Annotated in this window: 15 protein-coding genes; 6 read left to right on the top strand and 9 right to left on the bottom strand. The window is 62.2% G+C overall.

The features are described 5' to 3' along the window. Nucleotides 1–30: 30 nt before the first annotated feature. Nucleotides 31–1,212, bottom strand: coding sequence for an ABC transporter substrate-binding protein (locus KIO74_RS21340; protein ID WP_213336338.1), 1,182 nt, complete (start codon nt 1,210–1,212; stop codon nt 31–33). Nucleotides 1,213–1,576: 364 nt separating this feature from the next. Between KIO74_RS21340 and KIO74_RS21335 the strand changes: the two genes are divergently transcribed. The 3 genes from KIO74_RS21335 (at nt 1,577) to KIO74_RS21325 (ending at nt 4,609) form a co-directional block, all read left to right on the top strand. After that, entirely contained in the window at nt 1,577–2,950 is a 1,374-nt protein-coding gene (locus KIO74_RS21335; RefSeq protein WP_213336336.1) for an amidase, read from the top strand. Nucleotides 2,951–3,032: 82 nt separating this feature from the next. Beyond that, nucleotides 3,033–3,254, top strand: a complete 222-nt coding sequence (locus tag KIO74_RS21330; RefSeq protein WP_213336333.1) for a hypothetical protein — start codon at nt 3,033–3,035, stop codon at nt 3,252–3,254. After that, the gene (locus KIO74_RS21325; protein ID WP_213336330.1) at nt 3,251–4,609 is read left to right on the top strand and encodes an amidase; all 1,359 of its coding nucleotides are present in this window, start codon (nt 3,251–3,253) and stop codon (nt 4,607–4,609) included. Before KIO74_RS21330 ends, KIO74_RS21325 begins: the two co-directional genes overlap by 4 nt. Before the next feature lie 39 nt (nt 4,610–4,648). Here KIO74_RS21325 and KIO74_RS21320 read toward each other — a convergent pair whose 3' ends face one another. Further along, a complete protein-coding gene (locus KIO74_RS21320) occupies nt 4,649–5,701 on the bottom strand; it encodes an NAD(P)H-dependent flavin oxidoreductase (RefSeq protein WP_297257891.1) in 1,053 nt (350 codons plus the stop codon). Here KIO74_RS21320 and KIO74_RS21315 point away from each other — a divergent pair. Beyond that, nucleotides 5,685–5,939, top strand: a complete 255-nt coding sequence (locus KIO74_RS21315; RefSeq protein WP_213336325.1) for a type 2 periplasmic-binding domain-containing protein — start codon at nt 5,685–5,687, stop codon at nt 5,937–5,939. The two genes, KIO74_RS21320 and KIO74_RS21315, sit on opposite strands and share 17 nt — an antisense overlap. Nucleotides 5,940–6,036: 97 nt before the next feature. Beyond that, nucleotides 6,037–6,675 carry a Crp/Fnr family transcriptional regulator gene (locus KIO74_RS21310; protein ID WP_213336322.1) on the top strand — a complete coding sequence of 213 codons (639 nt, stop codon included), beginning with the start codon at nt 6,037–6,039 and terminating at the stop codon, nt 6,673–6,675. Between the two features lie 148 nt (nt 6,676–6,823). On the opposite strand, the gene KIO74_RS21305 is transcribed toward KIO74_RS21310, so the two are convergent. The 5 genes from KIO74_RS21305 to KIO74_RS21285 form a co-directional block, all read right to left on the bottom strand. Continuing rightward, nucleotides 6,824–8,002, bottom strand: coding sequence for an MFS transporter (locus KIO74_RS21305; protein WP_213336320.1), 1,179 nt, complete (start codon nt 8,000–8,002; stop codon nt 6,824–6,826). Nucleotides 8,003–8,143: 141 nt separating this feature from the next. Beyond that, complete coding sequence (locus KIO74_RS21300) at nt 8,144–9,397, bottom strand: LVIVD repeat-containing protein (protein WP_213336318.1); 1,254 nt, start codon at nt 9,395–9,397, stop codon at nt 8,144–8,146. A 90-nt stretch (nt 9,398–9,487) separates the two neighbouring features. Further along, nucleotides 9,488–10,609, bottom strand: a complete 1,122-nt coding sequence (locus KIO74_RS21295; protein WP_213336315.1) for a substrate-binding domain-containing protein — start codon at nt 10,607–10,609, stop codon at nt 9,488–9,490. Between the two features lie 47 nt (nt 10,610–10,656). Further along, on the bottom strand, nt 10,657–11,727 hold the full coding sequence (locus KIO74_RS21290) for an ABC transporter permease (protein ID WP_213336312.1): 1,071 nt from the start codon (nt 11,725–11,727) through the stop codon (nt 10,657–10,659). Between the two features lie 4 nt (nt 11,728–11,731). Beyond that, nucleotides 11,732–13,285, bottom strand: coding sequence for a sugar ABC transporter ATP-binding protein (locus tag KIO74_RS21285; RefSeq protein ID WP_213336309.1), 1,554 nt, complete (start codon nt 13,283–13,285; stop codon nt 11,732–11,734). 19 nt (nt 13,286–13,304) lie between these two features. Here KIO74_RS21285 and KIO74_RS21280 point away from each other — a divergent pair, with 19 nt between their 5' ends. Further along, nucleotides 13,305–14,321 (top strand): helix-turn-helix domain-containing protein, encoded by a 1,017-nt coding sequence (locus tag KIO74_RS21280; RefSeq protein WP_213336306.1) that lies wholly within the window; start codon nt 13,305–13,307, stop codon nt 14,319–14,321. Between the two features lie 45 nt (nt 14,322–14,366). Here the strand turns inward: KIO74_RS21280 and KIO74_RS21275 are convergent, their stop codons facing one another. Together KIO74_RS21275 and KIO74_RS21270 are read right to left on the bottom strand one after the other, a co-directional pair. Continuing rightward, nucleotides 14,367–15,152 (bottom strand): SDR family NAD(P)-dependent oxidoreductase, encoded by a 786-nt coding sequence (locus tag KIO74_RS21275; protein WP_213336303.1) that lies wholly within the window; start codon nt 15,150–15,152, stop codon nt 14,367–14,369. Beyond that, on the bottom strand, nt 15,149–16,228 hold the full coding sequence (locus KIO74_RS21270) for a Gfo/Idh/MocA family protein (protein ID WP_213336300.1): 1,080 nt from the start codon (nt 16,226–16,228) through the stop codon (nt 15,149–15,151). The genes KIO74_RS21275 and KIO74_RS21270 overlap by 4 nt, the downstream gene beginning before the upstream one ends. Between the last annotated feature and the right edge of the window lie 138 nt (nt 16,229–16,366).

Here is a 16,366-nt window from a genome sequence, read left to right as displayed (position 1 = left end):
CCGTGTGCTGAAGATGGCTATCGCGGGCGTTCAGTTGGCGAGGCGCGCCTTGCCGGCGGCGGCGTCCCATTTGGCTCTCACGCCCTCGAGACCCTTGTCGACCTCATCCCAGGAAAAGCTGTAGAGCTCGGCCGGCGCCTGGTACCACGCCTCTCCCGTCACCGCCCGCTTGTCCGCGACGTCGATGCGCGCAGGGCCGAGGCCGAGGCCCTCGTTGACGAGTTGCTGGCCCTTCTTGCTCAGCATGAATTCGATCCAAAGGCGCGCGGCGTTAGGATGGGGCGCCTTGGCGGGAATGAACTGGAAGTCGTTGAGAACAAGACCGGGCGTAGGACATTTCCACTTCAGTGGCGCGCCCGCGCGCTTCAGCTTGTGCAGATTGCCGTCATTGGCGAAGAACGCGACGCTGATGCCGCCGGAAGCCAGGCGCTCGATCATGGTCGGCACGCTCGGGAACAGAAGCGCGTCCTGCTTGACGATCAGCGTCTCGAAGTCCGTCGGTTTTTCCTTGTCGACGAAGGTATAGGCCAACGCCGTCACACCACCGGCCGCCATGCGGTTGATGCCGACTTTCCCCGTCCACTGAAGATCGCCGATCGCGTTCCAGCTGCCGAGGCCAGCCGCCTGAGCGTCGGTGACAAGGTCGCTATTGTAAGCATTGCAAAGCATAATACGATCGAAGGGGTAGTAGGCGCCCTCGCGAAAGCCTGTCTTTATTGCATCCGCTGATGTCGGCTTGTAGTGCGCGATAAGCCCTTCCTTGTCCAAGGCATTGACCGCGCCCGGGATGGCGTTCATGACCACATCGGCCACATTGCGCCCCGATCGCGCCTCTGCGCTGAAGCGCTGCAGGAGTGGTGCGACCGTCGCCTCGAACTCTGTGATCGCGATGAAGGGAAAGAGCTTCTTGAACTCCGGGAAGATGATGCCCGGGAAGTCATATCCCACACGGTAGATGGTGAGCTCCCCCTCTTTCTGCGCGCCGGCGAAGATTTCCACCGGCAGACCGGGGATTTCCTGGGCGGCCTTGTCGTAGAGGGCCTGTGATGCGGCATCGAGCGTAACCTGGCTCCAGGCCGATCCCACGCTGACCGCCAGCATGGACGTGGCAACAGCAGATACGGCGAAAGCAAATCTCGCGACCTCGAACACGGAATCGGCCTTGAATACGGAGGCCGCATTGAGCAAAGAATTGCTTTTTGACTTGTTCATGTCCCGCTCCATCGCCCGACTTCGCTCGGTCATCTTGCAATCGACTCTGGCGCATCGCCGCTCGCCGCCAGAACGCGCTGAATCCATCGACTGTATTTCCGGATATTGTAAGGCGGTTGGCAACTTCACAAGATCAATATTTGTAGATTACGAGGAGAGTTTGTGCAGACCGGGAAGTAGTCGTTCCTAATGCAGGCATTAGAGCGACGCGTCACGGCCTGATTTCATCGCGAAACGCATCAGAGAACGGGATTGGCACGGTGAATGCATCACTGTTCCGCAGACCGGTCAGGCTTGAGGCCAGACACGGTATGCCTCGCACATCGGCAGCCAGCTTCGGGGAGACAGCATTGGGGAGACAGCATTGAGCGCACTCTGGTCCCTGGACGCGGTTCAGCTTTCGGCCGGCTTCCGCGATGGCCGGTTCACGCCCAGCGAGGCGCTCGACGCCATCCTCGCGCGGATCGAGGAGATCAACCCGAAGCTCAATGCCTTCGCGGCCCTCGACATGAGCGAGATGCGCAGCGCCGCCAAAGCCAGCGACGCGCGCTGGCACGCCGGTCAGCCGGCCAGCGCGCTCGATGGTGTGCCGGTGTCGATCAAGGACAATATTCCGGTGAAGGAGCTTCCCTGCACCTGGGGAACGGCCGTGTTCCGGGACTTCGTTCCCAGCGAGGATGAGGTTCCGGTGGAGCGCTTGCGCGAGGCTGGCGCGATCATTCTCGGCAAGACCCGCTGCTCGGAGTTCTCCACCGGGCGCGGCATTGTAAGTACGCCCCTGTTCGGCACGACGCGCAACCCGTGGCGACTCGACCTGACGCCGGGCTCCTCCAGCGCCGGCGCGGCCGCGGCCGTCGCGAGTGGAATGGGCCCGCTGGCGATCGGCACCGATGGCGGCGGTTCGATCCGCACGCCATGCAGCCACAGCGGCCTCGTCGGTCTGAAGCCGACCGTGGGTCGCGTCGCCAGAGGGCGCGGCCTGCCCATTACGCTCGGCGGCCGCGAGGTCGTTGGTCCTATGGCGCGTACCGTGGAAAGCCTGGCGCTGGCTTTCTCCATCATCGCCAAGCCGCATCCGCTGGATGGCGGATCGTGGGCATTCGCCGCGACACCAGACGCGGAGGTCACGGAGCGGCGGCTTCGTATCCGCTACATGCCCCAGGTCAAGCAATATCCGGTCTTCCCCGAAGTGACATCGGCCTGCGAGCGGGTCGCTGAGGCGTTTCGCGGCATGGGGCACACCGTGGAGATCGGCGGCGCGCCTTACGACGAGCAGATCCAGGAGACATCGGCCAGAACGATTGGCGCCGCCGGCCTCGCCTGGCTCCTGGCGGACAAGCATGACTGGAAGGGACGGATCGATCCCTATTACGAGGATCAGGCGGCACGGGGCGCGGCGCTGACCGCCGCCGACTATGTCGCAGCGACCAACGGTTTGCGCCAGGTCCAGTCGCAGGTCGGCCAGTTCTTCAGCGCGTTTGATCTGTTGCTGTCCCCAGTCTCGGGGTCCCCAGCGTGGGGGGCGGAAGAGATGGTGAAGCCGTTCTTCAACGTGTTTACGAGCTTCGTGAATAGTGCCGGCGTACCGGCCATCGCCATTCCGGCCGGCCTCTCGTCGGATGGCCGTCCCATCGGCTTTCAGCTGGTGGGGCCTTTCGGGTCCGATTGGCAGCTCATCCAGCTCGCCCGTGCGTTCGAACAGCTCCATCCCTGGTCACACCGCTGGCCGCAGCTGTGATCAGTCCCGCCACTAATCGCCCCGTCGACGGCATGTCAGGCCGCCAAGCCTTCCTCCCGACACCGCATTGAGGTCTTCGTCGATGCCCACACTCAGCAGTTCCTCCACCGAAGATGACATATACGTGCTTCTCAGGCGCACGGCTGAATTGACCTGGGGGGACATGCGCGCGGCTGAACTCGATGCCGCCATCCGCGCCGCCAGCCACAACGTGAAAGTCCTTTTCTCGGTGCCGCTCGGGCTGCGCGACAGCGAGCCCGACTACTACGACAACGCGTCTGAAGACGGGGGTGACCGCTCATGACACTATGGAGCCGTCCCGCGGACGAGGCTGTCACGGCCATGCAGACAGGGGACCTGCGGGTCGAGGACTATGTCGCCGCGCATCTCGCCCGTATCGAGGCGACCGAGGACCGGGTTCGGGCTTGGGAGGTCCTGGATTACGACGGAGCGATGGCCCAGGCTGAGAAGGCGGGGAAGCTCAAGCCGGCGGAGCGCGCAGGTCTGCCGCTGTTCGGCTTGCCTGTTGGCGTCAAGGACGTCATCGATGTCGCGGGCTTCCCGACGGCCGCCAACTTCGCGCCTTATCGTGACAAGGTACGTGACGAAGATGCAACGGTTATCAGGCGCTTGCGGGAAGCCGGCGCGATCATCTTCGGCAAGAACACGACTACCCAATTTGCGTGGGGCCAGGATCCGTCCAAGACCCGCAATCCACGCAATCTCGACCATACGCCCGGCGGCTCATCGAGCGGCCCACCCGCCGCCGTCGCCGCTGGCCATATCCAGATCGGTGTCGGCACGCAGACAGCCAGCTCGCTGCTCAGGCCCGCGTCCTATTGCGGCGTTGTCGGGCTGAAGCCGACCTATGGGCGGCTGAGCTGCTTTGGCGTGCTCCCCACCAGCTGGACTTCCGACCATCCCGGCTTTGTCACGCGCTCGGTCACGGATGCCGCGGCCGCCCTGCAGGCCACCGCCGGCGCGGACCCCCGCGATCCCCACGCCTCCAAAGAACCGGTCCAGAACTTTGTCGCCGCGGCGGCGGCCTCGCGCAAACCGCGTCTCGGGGTGTTGCGCGATTATGTTGACCGCGCCACGCCCGAGGTGCGCGCAGGCTTCGAAGCCGCGATGCAGCGGCTCAGCGCGGCAGGCGCTGACCTCATCGAGGTCAGGCTGCCTGTGCCGCTCGAAGTCATCCTCGCCCTCCATGCCGTGACGTCAGGCGTCGAGGGCGCAGCCAATCATGCCGAACAGTTCAGCCGACACGCCGAGCACTACCTCCCCACAGTGAAAGCGACATTTCAGGTCTGTTCTCTTCTGCCCGCCGCGGCCTATATCCAGGCTCGACGCGTGCATCGCCAGATCCGGCCGCAGCTCGCGAGCTTGTTTCGCGAAATCGACGCGCTCGTCGCCCCGACGTCGTCCGACATGGCGCCGCGCCTTGATCGGCAAGGGCCGAAACCCCTTGGCGATACGACCTTCCAGGTCATGTCATCCGCCTTCGGCTATCCGAACATCTCCCTTCCGGCGGGCTCACGGGCCGATGGTCTCGCCTACGCGATCCAACTGATCGCAAAACCTTTCGCGGAGATATCGCTCTTGGGCGCTGCCGCATGGTGCGAAGAGGAACTCGGCCGCATCGAGCCTGTAAGGCTCTAGCTGACTGCCCCAAGAGGCGAATTTGAAACCACAATTCGCCTAGCCGTGTCGGGCAGGAATGCCGCGCACATCAGCCAACTCGCGCGCCAGCGTCTCGACAAGTTCAGCAGCATGGAGCGTCCGCGCGAGAGGCGCGCCTTGCCCGGCCCAATGCGCACCAAAGCCATGCTCACCTTTTGCCTTGGCCGCAGCGTGCAGTGCCTTCCCGGCGTCATAAGCGATGGGATAGTCGGGCGGCTGCCGCCCTGAAGCCAGCTCCTGCAGCGCCGTGAAGCGGTTGGCCAAGGCACGCGCCGGCCGGCCCGAGACAAAGGTCGTGAGACGCGTGTGATAGGCCCCTTCGCCAGCCAAAGCTTTACGATAACCTTCATCGGCCGCGGACTCCGGGCAAGATACGAACGCGGTGCCAAGCTGGGCCGCGACAGCCCCGAGATCGAGCGCGGCGGCGATGCCGGCGCCATCCATGATGCCGCCGGCCGCGATAATCGGCACATTGGCCTGTCGCACGAGCTGCCGTGTCAGGGCAAAGGTGCCCAAGCCATCGTCGGGGCCGGCTGGGTCAAACATGCCGCGATGCCCGCCGGCCTCGATTCCTTGCGCCACGATGGCATCGATACCGGCGGCCTCGATCTTGCGGGCTTCATTCAGGCTGGTTGCTGTCGCCAACAGGGTGATCCCTGCGGCTTTCAGAGCCGCGATCGTCTCAGCGGGCGGCAAGCCAAAATGCAGGCTGACAACCGCCGGCCTTGTCTCAAGCAGCAACGCCAGCATGTCCGCATCGTCAACGAAGCTTCTGTAAATTATGCGCAGTTCCTTGGGACCTTCCGCATCGAACTCGGCGAAAAGCGGAGCCAACCAGTCCAGCCAAGCCGCCTCCAGAGCGGGATCGGCTTTCGCCGCGCCATGTGCGAAGACATTGACGTTGAATGCGCGATCGGTCCTGCCGCGCAATTCCTCAATCATCCTTCTGGCACCGGCAGCATCCGTCGCCCCAACGCCGATGGATCCAAGCCCTCCGGCATTCGACACCTCGGCAGCGAGAGCCGGTGTCGAGACCCCCGCCATCGGCGCCTGAATGATCGGCAACAACACTCCGAGCTTGTCCAGCATCTCATTTTCCCTTGAACAGCCAATACGCATCAGCATCCTGCCCCGCAGCGTTGTTGATCTTATGCGGCATCTGGGCCCGATCGAAGAACATCCCCTGATGATGGTCGACACCTATCTGGCGTGCCGGCCGGGCTTCGCCACACTGGCCTTCTCCGAATTCCGCAAGACGCTCGAGCGATTTTCAGACATTAAGGATGGAAGCAAGGCGAAACAGTCCTGAAACTGGTGTGAAAATTGGTCTGGCGCCTTTGGGATCAGCCCATAGAGGCACGGTTGAACGCGAAGTTCTCATTCGCGCGGACTAGGAGGGAATGCTTATGAATCTCACGGACATTCTGGGCTATGCCGCCGCGGCTCTCGTACTGCTGACGTTCTCCATGAAGACGATGGTGCAGCTGCGTGTCATCGGCATCCTAAGCAATCTCTGCTTTATCGCCTATGGCTATGTCAATCATGCAAGCCCCATCCTTATTTTGCACCTCATCCTGCTGCCATTGAACGCCTTCCGCCTGGCGCAGATTCTCTCGCTCAACCGCCGGATTGAGGCCGCGACACGGGGCGGGATCGACATGAGCTGGCTGAGGAGCGTCACAAGGCGTCGGCTCGTCAACGCTGGCGATTATCTGTTCCGCAAGGGTGACAGGGCGGATAGCATGATATTTGTCGTCTCCGGCAGCTTTCGCGTCATGGAGATCGATATCACTATTACGTCAGGGGAGATCGTCGGCGAAATTGGTCTCCTTGCGCGAGATAGGCATCGTACGCAAACAGTCAAGTGTGTGGCGCCAAGCGAGGTTCTTGAGATCACTTATGAACAAGTGAGAGCGCTCTACTTCCAAAGCCCACAATTCGGATTTTACTTGCTGCAGCTTGCCGGCCGGCGCCTCATCGAGAACATCGAACTCCTTGAGAGGAACGGCGCCGCGATTGGCGCGGCAGTTCGATCTCCCACGTAAAAGCTGGTCCACCTGTTGCGGAATGACTCTGCCTACGATGAACGCGCAAATTCTCAACTTGGACGGGAGTATCTGACTGCATACGGGTCGGATTTGCCTGAGCCCACCGCGTCCCAAAATCCCCCCCCTCACCTTCTCCATTTTGATCCTACCCGCCCTGAAGGCGGGCATTCCCGATCGCCAGGGCGAGCCCGCATGCCGTCATCGCGGCGCCCGCGACGGCCAGGGCGGGAAAGCCAAAGCCATGGTCGATCAAGGCCCCGCCGACGGCGGCACCACCGGCATTGCCAAGGTTAAAGCCGGCGATGTTCAATGACGAGGCCAAGGCGGGCGCCGACGGCGAGGACAGCACCACCCGTGTCTGCAGAGGAGCGATCGTGGCGAAAGCCGCGACGCCCCAGCAGAACAACAAGAGGTATGTCGGGGTGAGATGAAACATCGCCCAGCCGAACAGCAGCTGGATGAGCGACAACGCCACCAGGATGGCGATCAACGAGGGCATCAGGGCGCGATCCGCGAGCCGGCCCCCTACGGGATTGCCGAGGGTGAGGCCCGCCCCAAAAACGAGAAGCGCGATGGCCACCGTGTCGGGGGACATACCTGTTGCGTCACGGAGAATGGGTGCGATGAAGGTGAGGATGACGAAGACGCCCCCGAACCCGAAAACCGTCGTGCCAAGGGCCATCCACAAACCCGGACTGCGCAGGGCCGTGAACTCGGACGCCAACCCGTCCGACGGAGGGGCCGGCATCGGACGGATCAACAGGGCGATCGCGACAGTTGCCAGTCCACCGATGGCGCTGACGCACCAGAACGTGGCGCGCCAGCCGAACATCTGGCCGACGGCCGTCCCACCCGGTACGCCCAGGATGTTGGCCAGCGCCAAACCGGTGAACATCAGGGCGATGGCGCTGGCCTGCCGCTCCGCCGCGACCAGGCTGGCGGCAACCACCGCCCCCACGCCAAAGAAGGTACCATGGCAAAGCGCGGCGACGACACGCGCGATCATCAGCACAGTGTAGGTAGGCGCCACGGCGGCAATAACATTCCCAGCGATGAACAGGCCCATCAGGCTGAGGAGAAGCGACTTGCGCTCCAGACGAAGAGTGCCCAGTGTCAGGACCGGCGCACCGACGACCACGCCCAGCGCATAGCCGGCAACGAGAAACCCGGCAGCCGGGATGGAGACCTTGAGATCCATCGCGATCTCTGGCAAAAGCCCCATGATCACGAATTCCGTGGTACCGATGGCGAAGGCTGCCGCGGTCAGGGCGTAGATCTGCAAGGGGAGCGGTGTCCGGAGGGCGCGGTCAGCGGAAGCGGTCATGTTACAGTTTCCTCCGTGCCGCGACGGCCCTGGGTTCCAGTAGCCTTCGTGGATCCGGCGTCGCCTTGGTGCGTCGCTGCACGGTCATCAATCTGGAATGTTCAGTAATTCGACAGTCTTGAGCGCGGGGCCGAAGACGACTCAGCCGTTGAACTCGAGAATGTGGAGACCGCCGTTGTAATCGTTGGTGTAGACCAGCCCGCTCTTGTCGACATAGACATCGCAGCTCTGAATCACCTTCGTGCGGTTGGGCCGCCTGTCCACAAGCCGCGCCGGTTCCGGTGGCACGAAAGCGCCCACTTCCTCGGGCCGGTAGGGATTGCTGATATCGAAGACGCGAATACCGGCGTTCTGATAGGTCGCGAAAATAAGCTCCGAGCTGACGAGGCCATCCGGCCGGTTCTCGTAGATGTTATGCGGGCCGAAATGGCCCCCCTTCGCCTTGTAGTCGGCCTCGGCCGGCTCAGGGAAAGTTGCGACGCTGATCGGGTTTCCGGGATCTCGCATGTCGAACAGCCAGATCGGTTTGAAACCGTCCTCGTAGTTGTCAAGAACCGCCTCGTCAGCCACGACCAGAAGATCCCGATCCGGCAGCATAAGACAATTATGTGTGCCACCGTTGAAGGGAGGGGACCAGTTCTTGTGCAACTTCAGCGCGGGCTTGGTGGGGTCCTTCACATCGATGATGACGAGCCCCGCGTCGCGCCAGGCTCCATAGGCGGTATCACCCGACACGGTGGCATGATGGAGCCCCGCGCGCCTGTCGGATGTCGGGACCTCTCCCGCCGCCTCGTTCATGCCAGGCAGCCAGTAACGTCCCGCCTCAACGGGATTAGCGGGGTCGGACATGTCTATGGTGATGAAGATGTAGTCCGTAAATCCGTCGAGAAGCGCCGAGGCATAGGCGTAGCGCCCCCCAGTGTACCAGATGCGGTGGATGCCCCCGCCCTGGACAGGCATGAAGCCGATCTTGCGAGGCTTCCCCGGTGTGGCGATATCGTAGACGCTCATCCCAGCGGTCCAGTCACGCTCAGTCACGGCGCCCGACGCCGTGCCGACCTTCTTGCCGATCTGGCCGGTGTAGTAGGCCTTCTCGTCCTGGAATTCGGCGGAGGCGAACATGTCCTTGGCGTTGATCACCAGGAGCAGGTCGCCATAGGTCTGCAGATGGATGTTCCATGTATTGGGCGGTGCCGCGAAATATTCGACCGCGACCGGATTACGCGGATCGCGCACGTCGATCACACTGAAACCCTTGGAGAACATGTGGCCGATATAGGCATAGCCTTTGTTGACCATCAGCTGCACACCATCGGGCCTGCCACCCTGGTCGCTGTGCCCGATGAGCGTCATGTTCTTCGCGAAGTCAGGCTTGGGAAGTTGAGGCGCGGACATGGGTGAACGTCCCGTTGTTCGAAGGCCAAGGGAATGCACGAACGGCGATAGTCGGGGAGACGGCACGGGCCGCCTCCCCCGGTGCTCGGGCTACTTCACGCCCCAGATCTTGGCATAGGCATCCGCGTATCCATTGCCCGGGTCATAGATATTCTTCGGGCCACCATCAGATCCGATGTTGGACACAAGAAAAAGGTGTGCCGGGGCAACGAAACCACTTTCCTTTTCCTTGCTGAGCGCGCGGTTCGCTTCATCCACGATCTGCCAGCCCTGGAGGATCAGCGGCTCAGCCACGGTGGCCGCCTGATATTCACCAGAGCGGATACGCTGGAACGCAACCTCGCTACCGTCGCCCGCGGAGATGGCGACCGGATTGTCCTTGCCGCCGAGGCCCGCCGCGGAAAGCGACGGCGCCATGAAGTCGAATGTCAGATCGTTGATGCTCAGCGATGTCGTCCATTGCTTGCCGTAGCGCTGGAGCAGCGATGTCGTCAGCTGAGGCATGCGGTTCGATGCGTCGGCAAGTGGTGTATCGACGATCTCGAGCACCTTGCTGTCGCCGCAGGCCTTGATGACTTCAGCCATCGCATTGGATTTTCTGACGGCGATCTCATAAGTGCTGTCGGTGAAGATGACCGCGCCGACCTTGCCGTTGAGCTCGGCGCAGGGATATGAGGCGGCCGCGCGCGCAACTTCGAGCGGATCCGTGGTGATGTTGGTGAAGATCGGCAGCTTGTCATGCGGGCCCGACTTGCCATAGGCGTGCCAGCCGATGACGACGATGCCCTGCTTGGCGGCCTCCTCGATGACAGCAGCCTGCTCTGTCGCGTCGATGCCGCCGAGGACGATGACGTCGGGCTTGGATGCGATGGCCTGGTTGAGGGCGGTCGCGCGGCCCGCGACGGAGCCCTGGCCGTCACTTTCTTTGTAGGTCCAGCCGATCCGGGCAGCCGCGGCCTTTACCCCTTCGCCCGCGCCCCGCGCGCCGCCGTTACGCTGATCCGTGGATACATAAATGATGCTTTTGCCCGGCAGCGCTTTCGGCCCAGTGGTCGGCCCGCTCCAGGGCGCGTTCGGCGCGCTCAGCTTGGCGACAAAGTCCTTCGCGTCCGATACCGCATCGGCGGATGCGGAGGCGATGCCCAGGGCTGAGACCAAGGCGGAGACAAGACCATAGGTTGCGGCCCACTTCAGTTTTTCGGCATTTTTCATTATATCTTTCCTCCCGAAGTTAGTATCCCCGATAGGTGAATCCTATTTCATCTATCGGCAGATCGATGAATAGTCTGAGGTGAGCTCGGTACACCTCGCGCGACAACTCGGCCGTGACGCTTTTGTGCATAACCCGCGAGGCCGATGGCGATCAGCAAGGTCACGCCATTGAAGAGCGGCTCGATGTAGAAGGCCCCGCCGAACTGCTGGATGCCCGAGATGCCGACCGCGAGGATCGCGACACCGACGATCGTGCCCCAGACATTGACGCGGCCGGGGCGTATCGTGGTCGATCCGAGAAAGGCGCCCACAAGCGCCGGCAGCAGATATTCGAGACCGACGCTCGCCTGGCCGATCCGCAGGCGAGCCGCCAGCAAGAGGCCGGCCAGGGCACCCAGAAATCCCGCCGCGACGAAAGCCCCGATGATGAAACGCCTGTTGGGAATACCATTGAGCTCTGCGGCGCGGGGATTCGCGCCGATCGCATAAAGGCAGCGGCCGATTGGCGTATAGGCCATGATGATCCACATCACCACGCTTATGATCAGAACATAGAACGCGACGACGGGAATGCCGAAAGGCTGCCAGGAATAGAGACCGGTGAACCCGGGGGGCAGCATTCCGACGATCTGGCGGCCCTCCGTGTACCAGAGGGCGATGGCATAGAGCACCGTACCCGTGCCGAGCGTCGCGATGAAGGAATCGATGCGCGCGACCTCGACGAGGAGGCCGTTGAGCAGTCCCAGAAGGCATCCGGCCAAAAGAACGATGAGGACGGCCACGGGCCATGGCAAGCCCAGACGGGTCTGCAAGGCGATCGCCAGGATATGCCACAGAACGATGCCATAACCGACCGTCAGGTCGATGCGTCCTGCCGCCATGGGGATCATCGCGGCCAGCGACAGAATCGCTATGATGGCTTTGTCGCCCAATATCGACCGTAAGTTCAACATTGTCGGAAATGTATTCGGCAACAAGATGGAGAATATGACGATCATGATAAGCGTGAAAATAAGAAGCCCGTAGACCGGGATCAGCCTTTTTATCTTCTGGCCGAGCGACATTTGCTCCAGCTCAACGATGGTCGGCTCCAGAGCTGTCGATTTGATCGATTGCATATGGTTATCGCCCCCCTGCCGTTATCAAAGCCTCATTGGACGAAGAGCTGCCCGCCATCGACGAGGCCAAGGTGACCGCCTCAACACTCATCGCATCCGCGTCGATCTCGCTTTCGATGTTTCCGCCCCGGAACACGAGCGCACGATGGCAAATGGCCGCGACCTCCTCGAAGTCCGTGGAGATCAGGAGAATGGCCCGGCCGGCCTGCAGCTGGCGCGCCAACAGCCTGTAGATCTCGTTCTTGGCCCCGACATCGACGCCGGCCGTCGGATCTTCCAGAATGAGCACGTCAGGCGCGATGTGGATCCATCGCGAGAGCACAACCTTCTGCTGGTTGCCGCCAGACAGACTTTCGATCGGTGCCTCGGGTTCGTTTGGAACGAGCCCAATGTGACGTCCGGCCTCCCGGCATTCATCCGTCTCGATAGCAGGTGACCGCCACGAGAGCGGGTGGCTGCCGACAGCCAGGGGATTGAGATACATGTTTTCCCGAATGGAAAGGCCCGGAGCGACCGATTCGGCCAGACGATCGGCCCCGATCATCCCCAGGCCACCTGCGATAGCCCTGCTGGGCGAAGCATGGTCAAGCGGCTTGCCATGGATCGTGATGTCGCCGGCCACCTTCGGCTCATCACCGATCAGGATTCGGCTAACCACCTCGTGCCCCGCGCCGCGCAGGCCGACGAGCCCCACGATTTCCCCGCGCCGAACCGAGAAAGATACAGGGCCGACGTTTTCCCCGGTAATGTCCCTGCATTCCAGCACCGCCTGGGATGTCGGAGGTGGCGGCAACACGAAGGTGTTCTCAAGCGCGCGCCCCATGATGGCGCCCACGAGACTCTTGGGATCCGACTGCGCGGTCCGGCGCGCGTCCGCAACACGGCCGTCGCGCAGCACCAGGAGACAATCGGAGATAGCGAAGATCTCGTCCAGCCGGTGCGACACGTAGATCATGCTGACGCCGCGCTTCTTCAACCCGCGCAGGACGGAGAACAGCACCTCGACGTCATCCTTCGGCAAGCTGGCCGTCGGCTCGTCAAGAACCAATATGCTCGCGCCGACACCAACCGCGCGCGCGATGGCCACGAGAGATTTCTCCGTCCGCGACAGGTCGCTCATCCTTTTTCGCGGATCGATGGCAGGCGCGATGTCGTGAAGGGACCGACGCGCCTGCTCTTCCACATTGCGCCAGTCGATCAGACCGAAGCGTCGCTTGAAACCCTGCGCCAGGGCGATGTTTTCCGCGACCGTCATCCATTCGATCAGTCCGAGATCCTGATGCACAAAGGCGATCGCGTAACGGTCGCGGCGGAGGTCGTGGGGATTTCCATTCAGCAGCACTTCGCCGCTGTCGGCGGTGAGGACGCCCGCGAGGATTTTCACCAGAGTGGATTTGCCAGCGCCGTTCTGGCCGAGCAGGGCCAGAATCTCACCATGCGGCAACGTCAGATCGACATTCTGCACGGCCTTCGTCGCGCCGAACGCCTTGCAAAGGCCCCTGATCGTCAAGGCATCGGACGCAGTTGCGTCGGCCAGATGTGCCGGCCCTGTCGTCATTGCCGCGCCCCCTCCCAGAATGGCCCGAACTGAACAACAATGCGATACTGGCTATTTTTCAAAAAAAATACACGAACAATCTTATTTTGGCCAGCGTTCTGTGACAAAGAAAAATATGCTGATAATAGCTGCTCGCATTGGCCCTGCGTCAGCGCCAATCAGGGAGGCTATGCTGTCGAAAGGCGTCAACACAGCCGCGAGACTTGAACGGACGACCCGGCCGTTCGCGCTCATTGCAAGTCCGGCGCGCAAATTCGTGCAGAGCACCTCCGGCGAGCTTTCCGTCGCCGCTATTGAATGCGACAGGTGGAGTGAATCCTCGCGCGGCGACCGCCTTCACAAAATGATCCTCGTCGTGCGTGGACAGATCGACGTCGAGGGAGAAGCGGGAGGCTGGCTCGTCGTCCCCAATCACATGATCTTCATTCCCGCCGACCGTGCCTTTAATCTGCGCACCTCGGATGGCATGCGCGCGCATGTGGCGTTTCTCGCGCCGGACGATCACCCCTGGCATCATCACGGCTGCTGGGTCACTCAGGCCAACCCGCTGGTTCATGAACTGCTCACGCTCATGCTGAGCCTGTCGGATCGGGCTCCTGACACCGCCATGACCCTGCGCCAGTTGTTCAGGACCCTCTCGCATCTTTGCCAGGAATGGTTCTCCAATCCCAAGATGCTTTGGCTACCCGTCGCCAGATCCGACGAAATGCGCGCGCTCATCGGCTACATCAGCACGCATCTGTCCGACGTAACCGTGGCTTCCGCCTGTGCCGCCTGTCATCTGGCACCGCGAACGATGCAGCGCCTTTCGCAGGAAGAATTTTCATTTGGATTGAAGTCGCTGATCATCGAAGTTCGAATGATGCGCGCGATGGAGCTCCTGGCTCAGGACAACATGCCGATCGAGGCGGTCGCCCAGAGCGTCGGCTATGCGAGCGTAAGTTCATTCACAACGGCCTTCACCAACCGCGCCGGCCATTCGCCCGGCGAATACCGGCAACGTAACCGTACGGCGCTACAATCCTGCGGGATCTAGATGGCCTTGCGCGCGACAACGCGATCTGGGGTTTGGTTGCCCGTGTCACGATGGCATGGAGAAAGCGGTATAAGGACCCGCCGCGGCCTCCCCACCGTCCAGGGAAAGGGTTTGGCCGGTGATGTGAGATGATTTCTCGTCCGCGAGGAACAGGATCGCCGCAGCGATCTCATCCGGTTTCGCCAAGCGCCCGGATGGCACGGAGCGTGCCCGGGCCGCGACAGCCGCCTCCCCCTTCTCGCGGAGGTAGCGCGGGGTCGCCACCGGCCCGGGAGCGACAGCATTCACGGTCACGCCATCACGGGCCAATTCCACTGCAAGTCCCCGCGTCAAGGCTATGAGAGCCGCCTTGGACGTCGAATAGGGAAGTTGGCGTGGCGGCGCGAACAGGCCTGCGGAGGAGGCAACATTGACCACCCTACCCCACCCCCGGGATTGCATGGACGGCACGAGCCGGCCGCACAGCAAGGCCGGGCCGAAGAAATTGGCTTCCATGCTCCGCCTCAGCTCCCGGTCCAGCCCTTGGCCAATGGGCGCGGAATTGCCCATCAGCCCCGCGTTGTTGACCAGAATGTCGACAGTGAAAGACCGTGCCGCCAGTTGGTCGACGCCCGCTTCGATCGAACACGGCTCGGCGGCGTCCATGACAATGGCGAAGCAAGTCTTCGAAAGATGAGCCAGCGCCGCCGCCAACTTTTGCGCATCGCGGCCGGCAATAGCCACACGGTGGCCCGTGCCGCTGAAGGCCATAGCCGAGGCGAGGCCGATGCCATCGCTGCCGCCGGTCACCAAGACGTTACGGGGTGCGGGGGACGTCTGAGAGGCCGTCATGCCCGAGGCTCCATGAACACCGCTTCGTGCTTGCCGCTCGCGGCGGACCGGTAGGCGGCGGCGAGAACCCGCATGTCCTGCACACCCTTGTCCGCAGGCATCACGACTGGCCGGTGGTCGAGCATCGCGTCAACAAAACAACGATGCTGATTGTACGGGTTCTGCCAGTCGCCCATAGCGGGCGCCGACAGCCCCTCAATGACAATGCGCGTGCCGGGCTTATCATAATGAATAGCCTCACCCGCGAAGGGGCTCTCAGCTTTCAGCGAAATAACGGAATTGTCGATATAGGCGATCGATCCGGAACTGCCATGCACGGACATCTGCTCGCCTTTGACGCACCAGGCTGATTCGATCACGCCCATCGCGCCATCGGCGAACTCGACGATAGCCGACATGATGTCGTCGCCCTCGATGTGATCGCACATCAAGTTCTTACCCACAGCGGCGGTCCGCACGATTGGCTGCCCCAGAAGCCACTGGGTGAGATTGAGATAGTGGCATGCCAGCATGGCAAAGGAGCCGCCCCCAACCGCCGATCGTGATGCCCGCCAAAAATTGGCCGGGCGGTTGCGCCAGGCATGGCCCATGCCGTTCGCGAGCTTGCAGTTGATGGAGCCGACCTCGCCCAGTACGCCCTCATCGATCATCCGCTTAAGGTCGCGAAAGATCGGGTTGTCGAGCGAATTCATATAAAGCGCCAAGGTCTTTCCGCTCTCCCGTGCGATCGCGGCGAGTGTTTCCGCCTCGCCCAGGGTCACAGTCATCGGCTTCTGCAGCAGAACATGCCGCCCCGCCTTGAGCGCGGCGGAGGCCTGCGCGAGGTGGAACTGGTTTGGGGTGGATATGATCACGGCTTCAATATCGCTGTTGATCAGCGCGTCGGTGCTGTTGGCAATCCTCGCTCCGAAACGTTCAGCCAACGCGCCCAGTCCGGGATCGAAAGGATCATGAACCGCGACAAGCTGGCTGCGCGGATATTCGCCATAGAGGGACGCATATTTCGAGGCGACGCCGCCTGTGCCCAGCAGTCCAACCCGCAATGGTCTTGCGGATATCCCGTCAGTCATCGTCATGGCATCTCCCCATATCGCTTTGTGACTTATGACCTGGTGACTTCGTGTGCCGGCCAAGTGTCTGTTCGGCCAAGTGTCTGTCGTTTCTCATCATGCTGAGCCATCGTGCGGGCGTTGGCGGGCCAAGGAGGCAGAATT

This window comes from Chelatococcus sp. HY11 (assembly GCF_018398335.1).
Lineage (GTDB): Bacteria > Pseudomonadota > Alphaproteobacteria > Rhizobiales > Beijerinckiaceae > Chelatococcus.
Note: the sequence above shows the minus strand (reverse complement) of the source record. Positions and strands in the feature narration are given on the sequence as shown.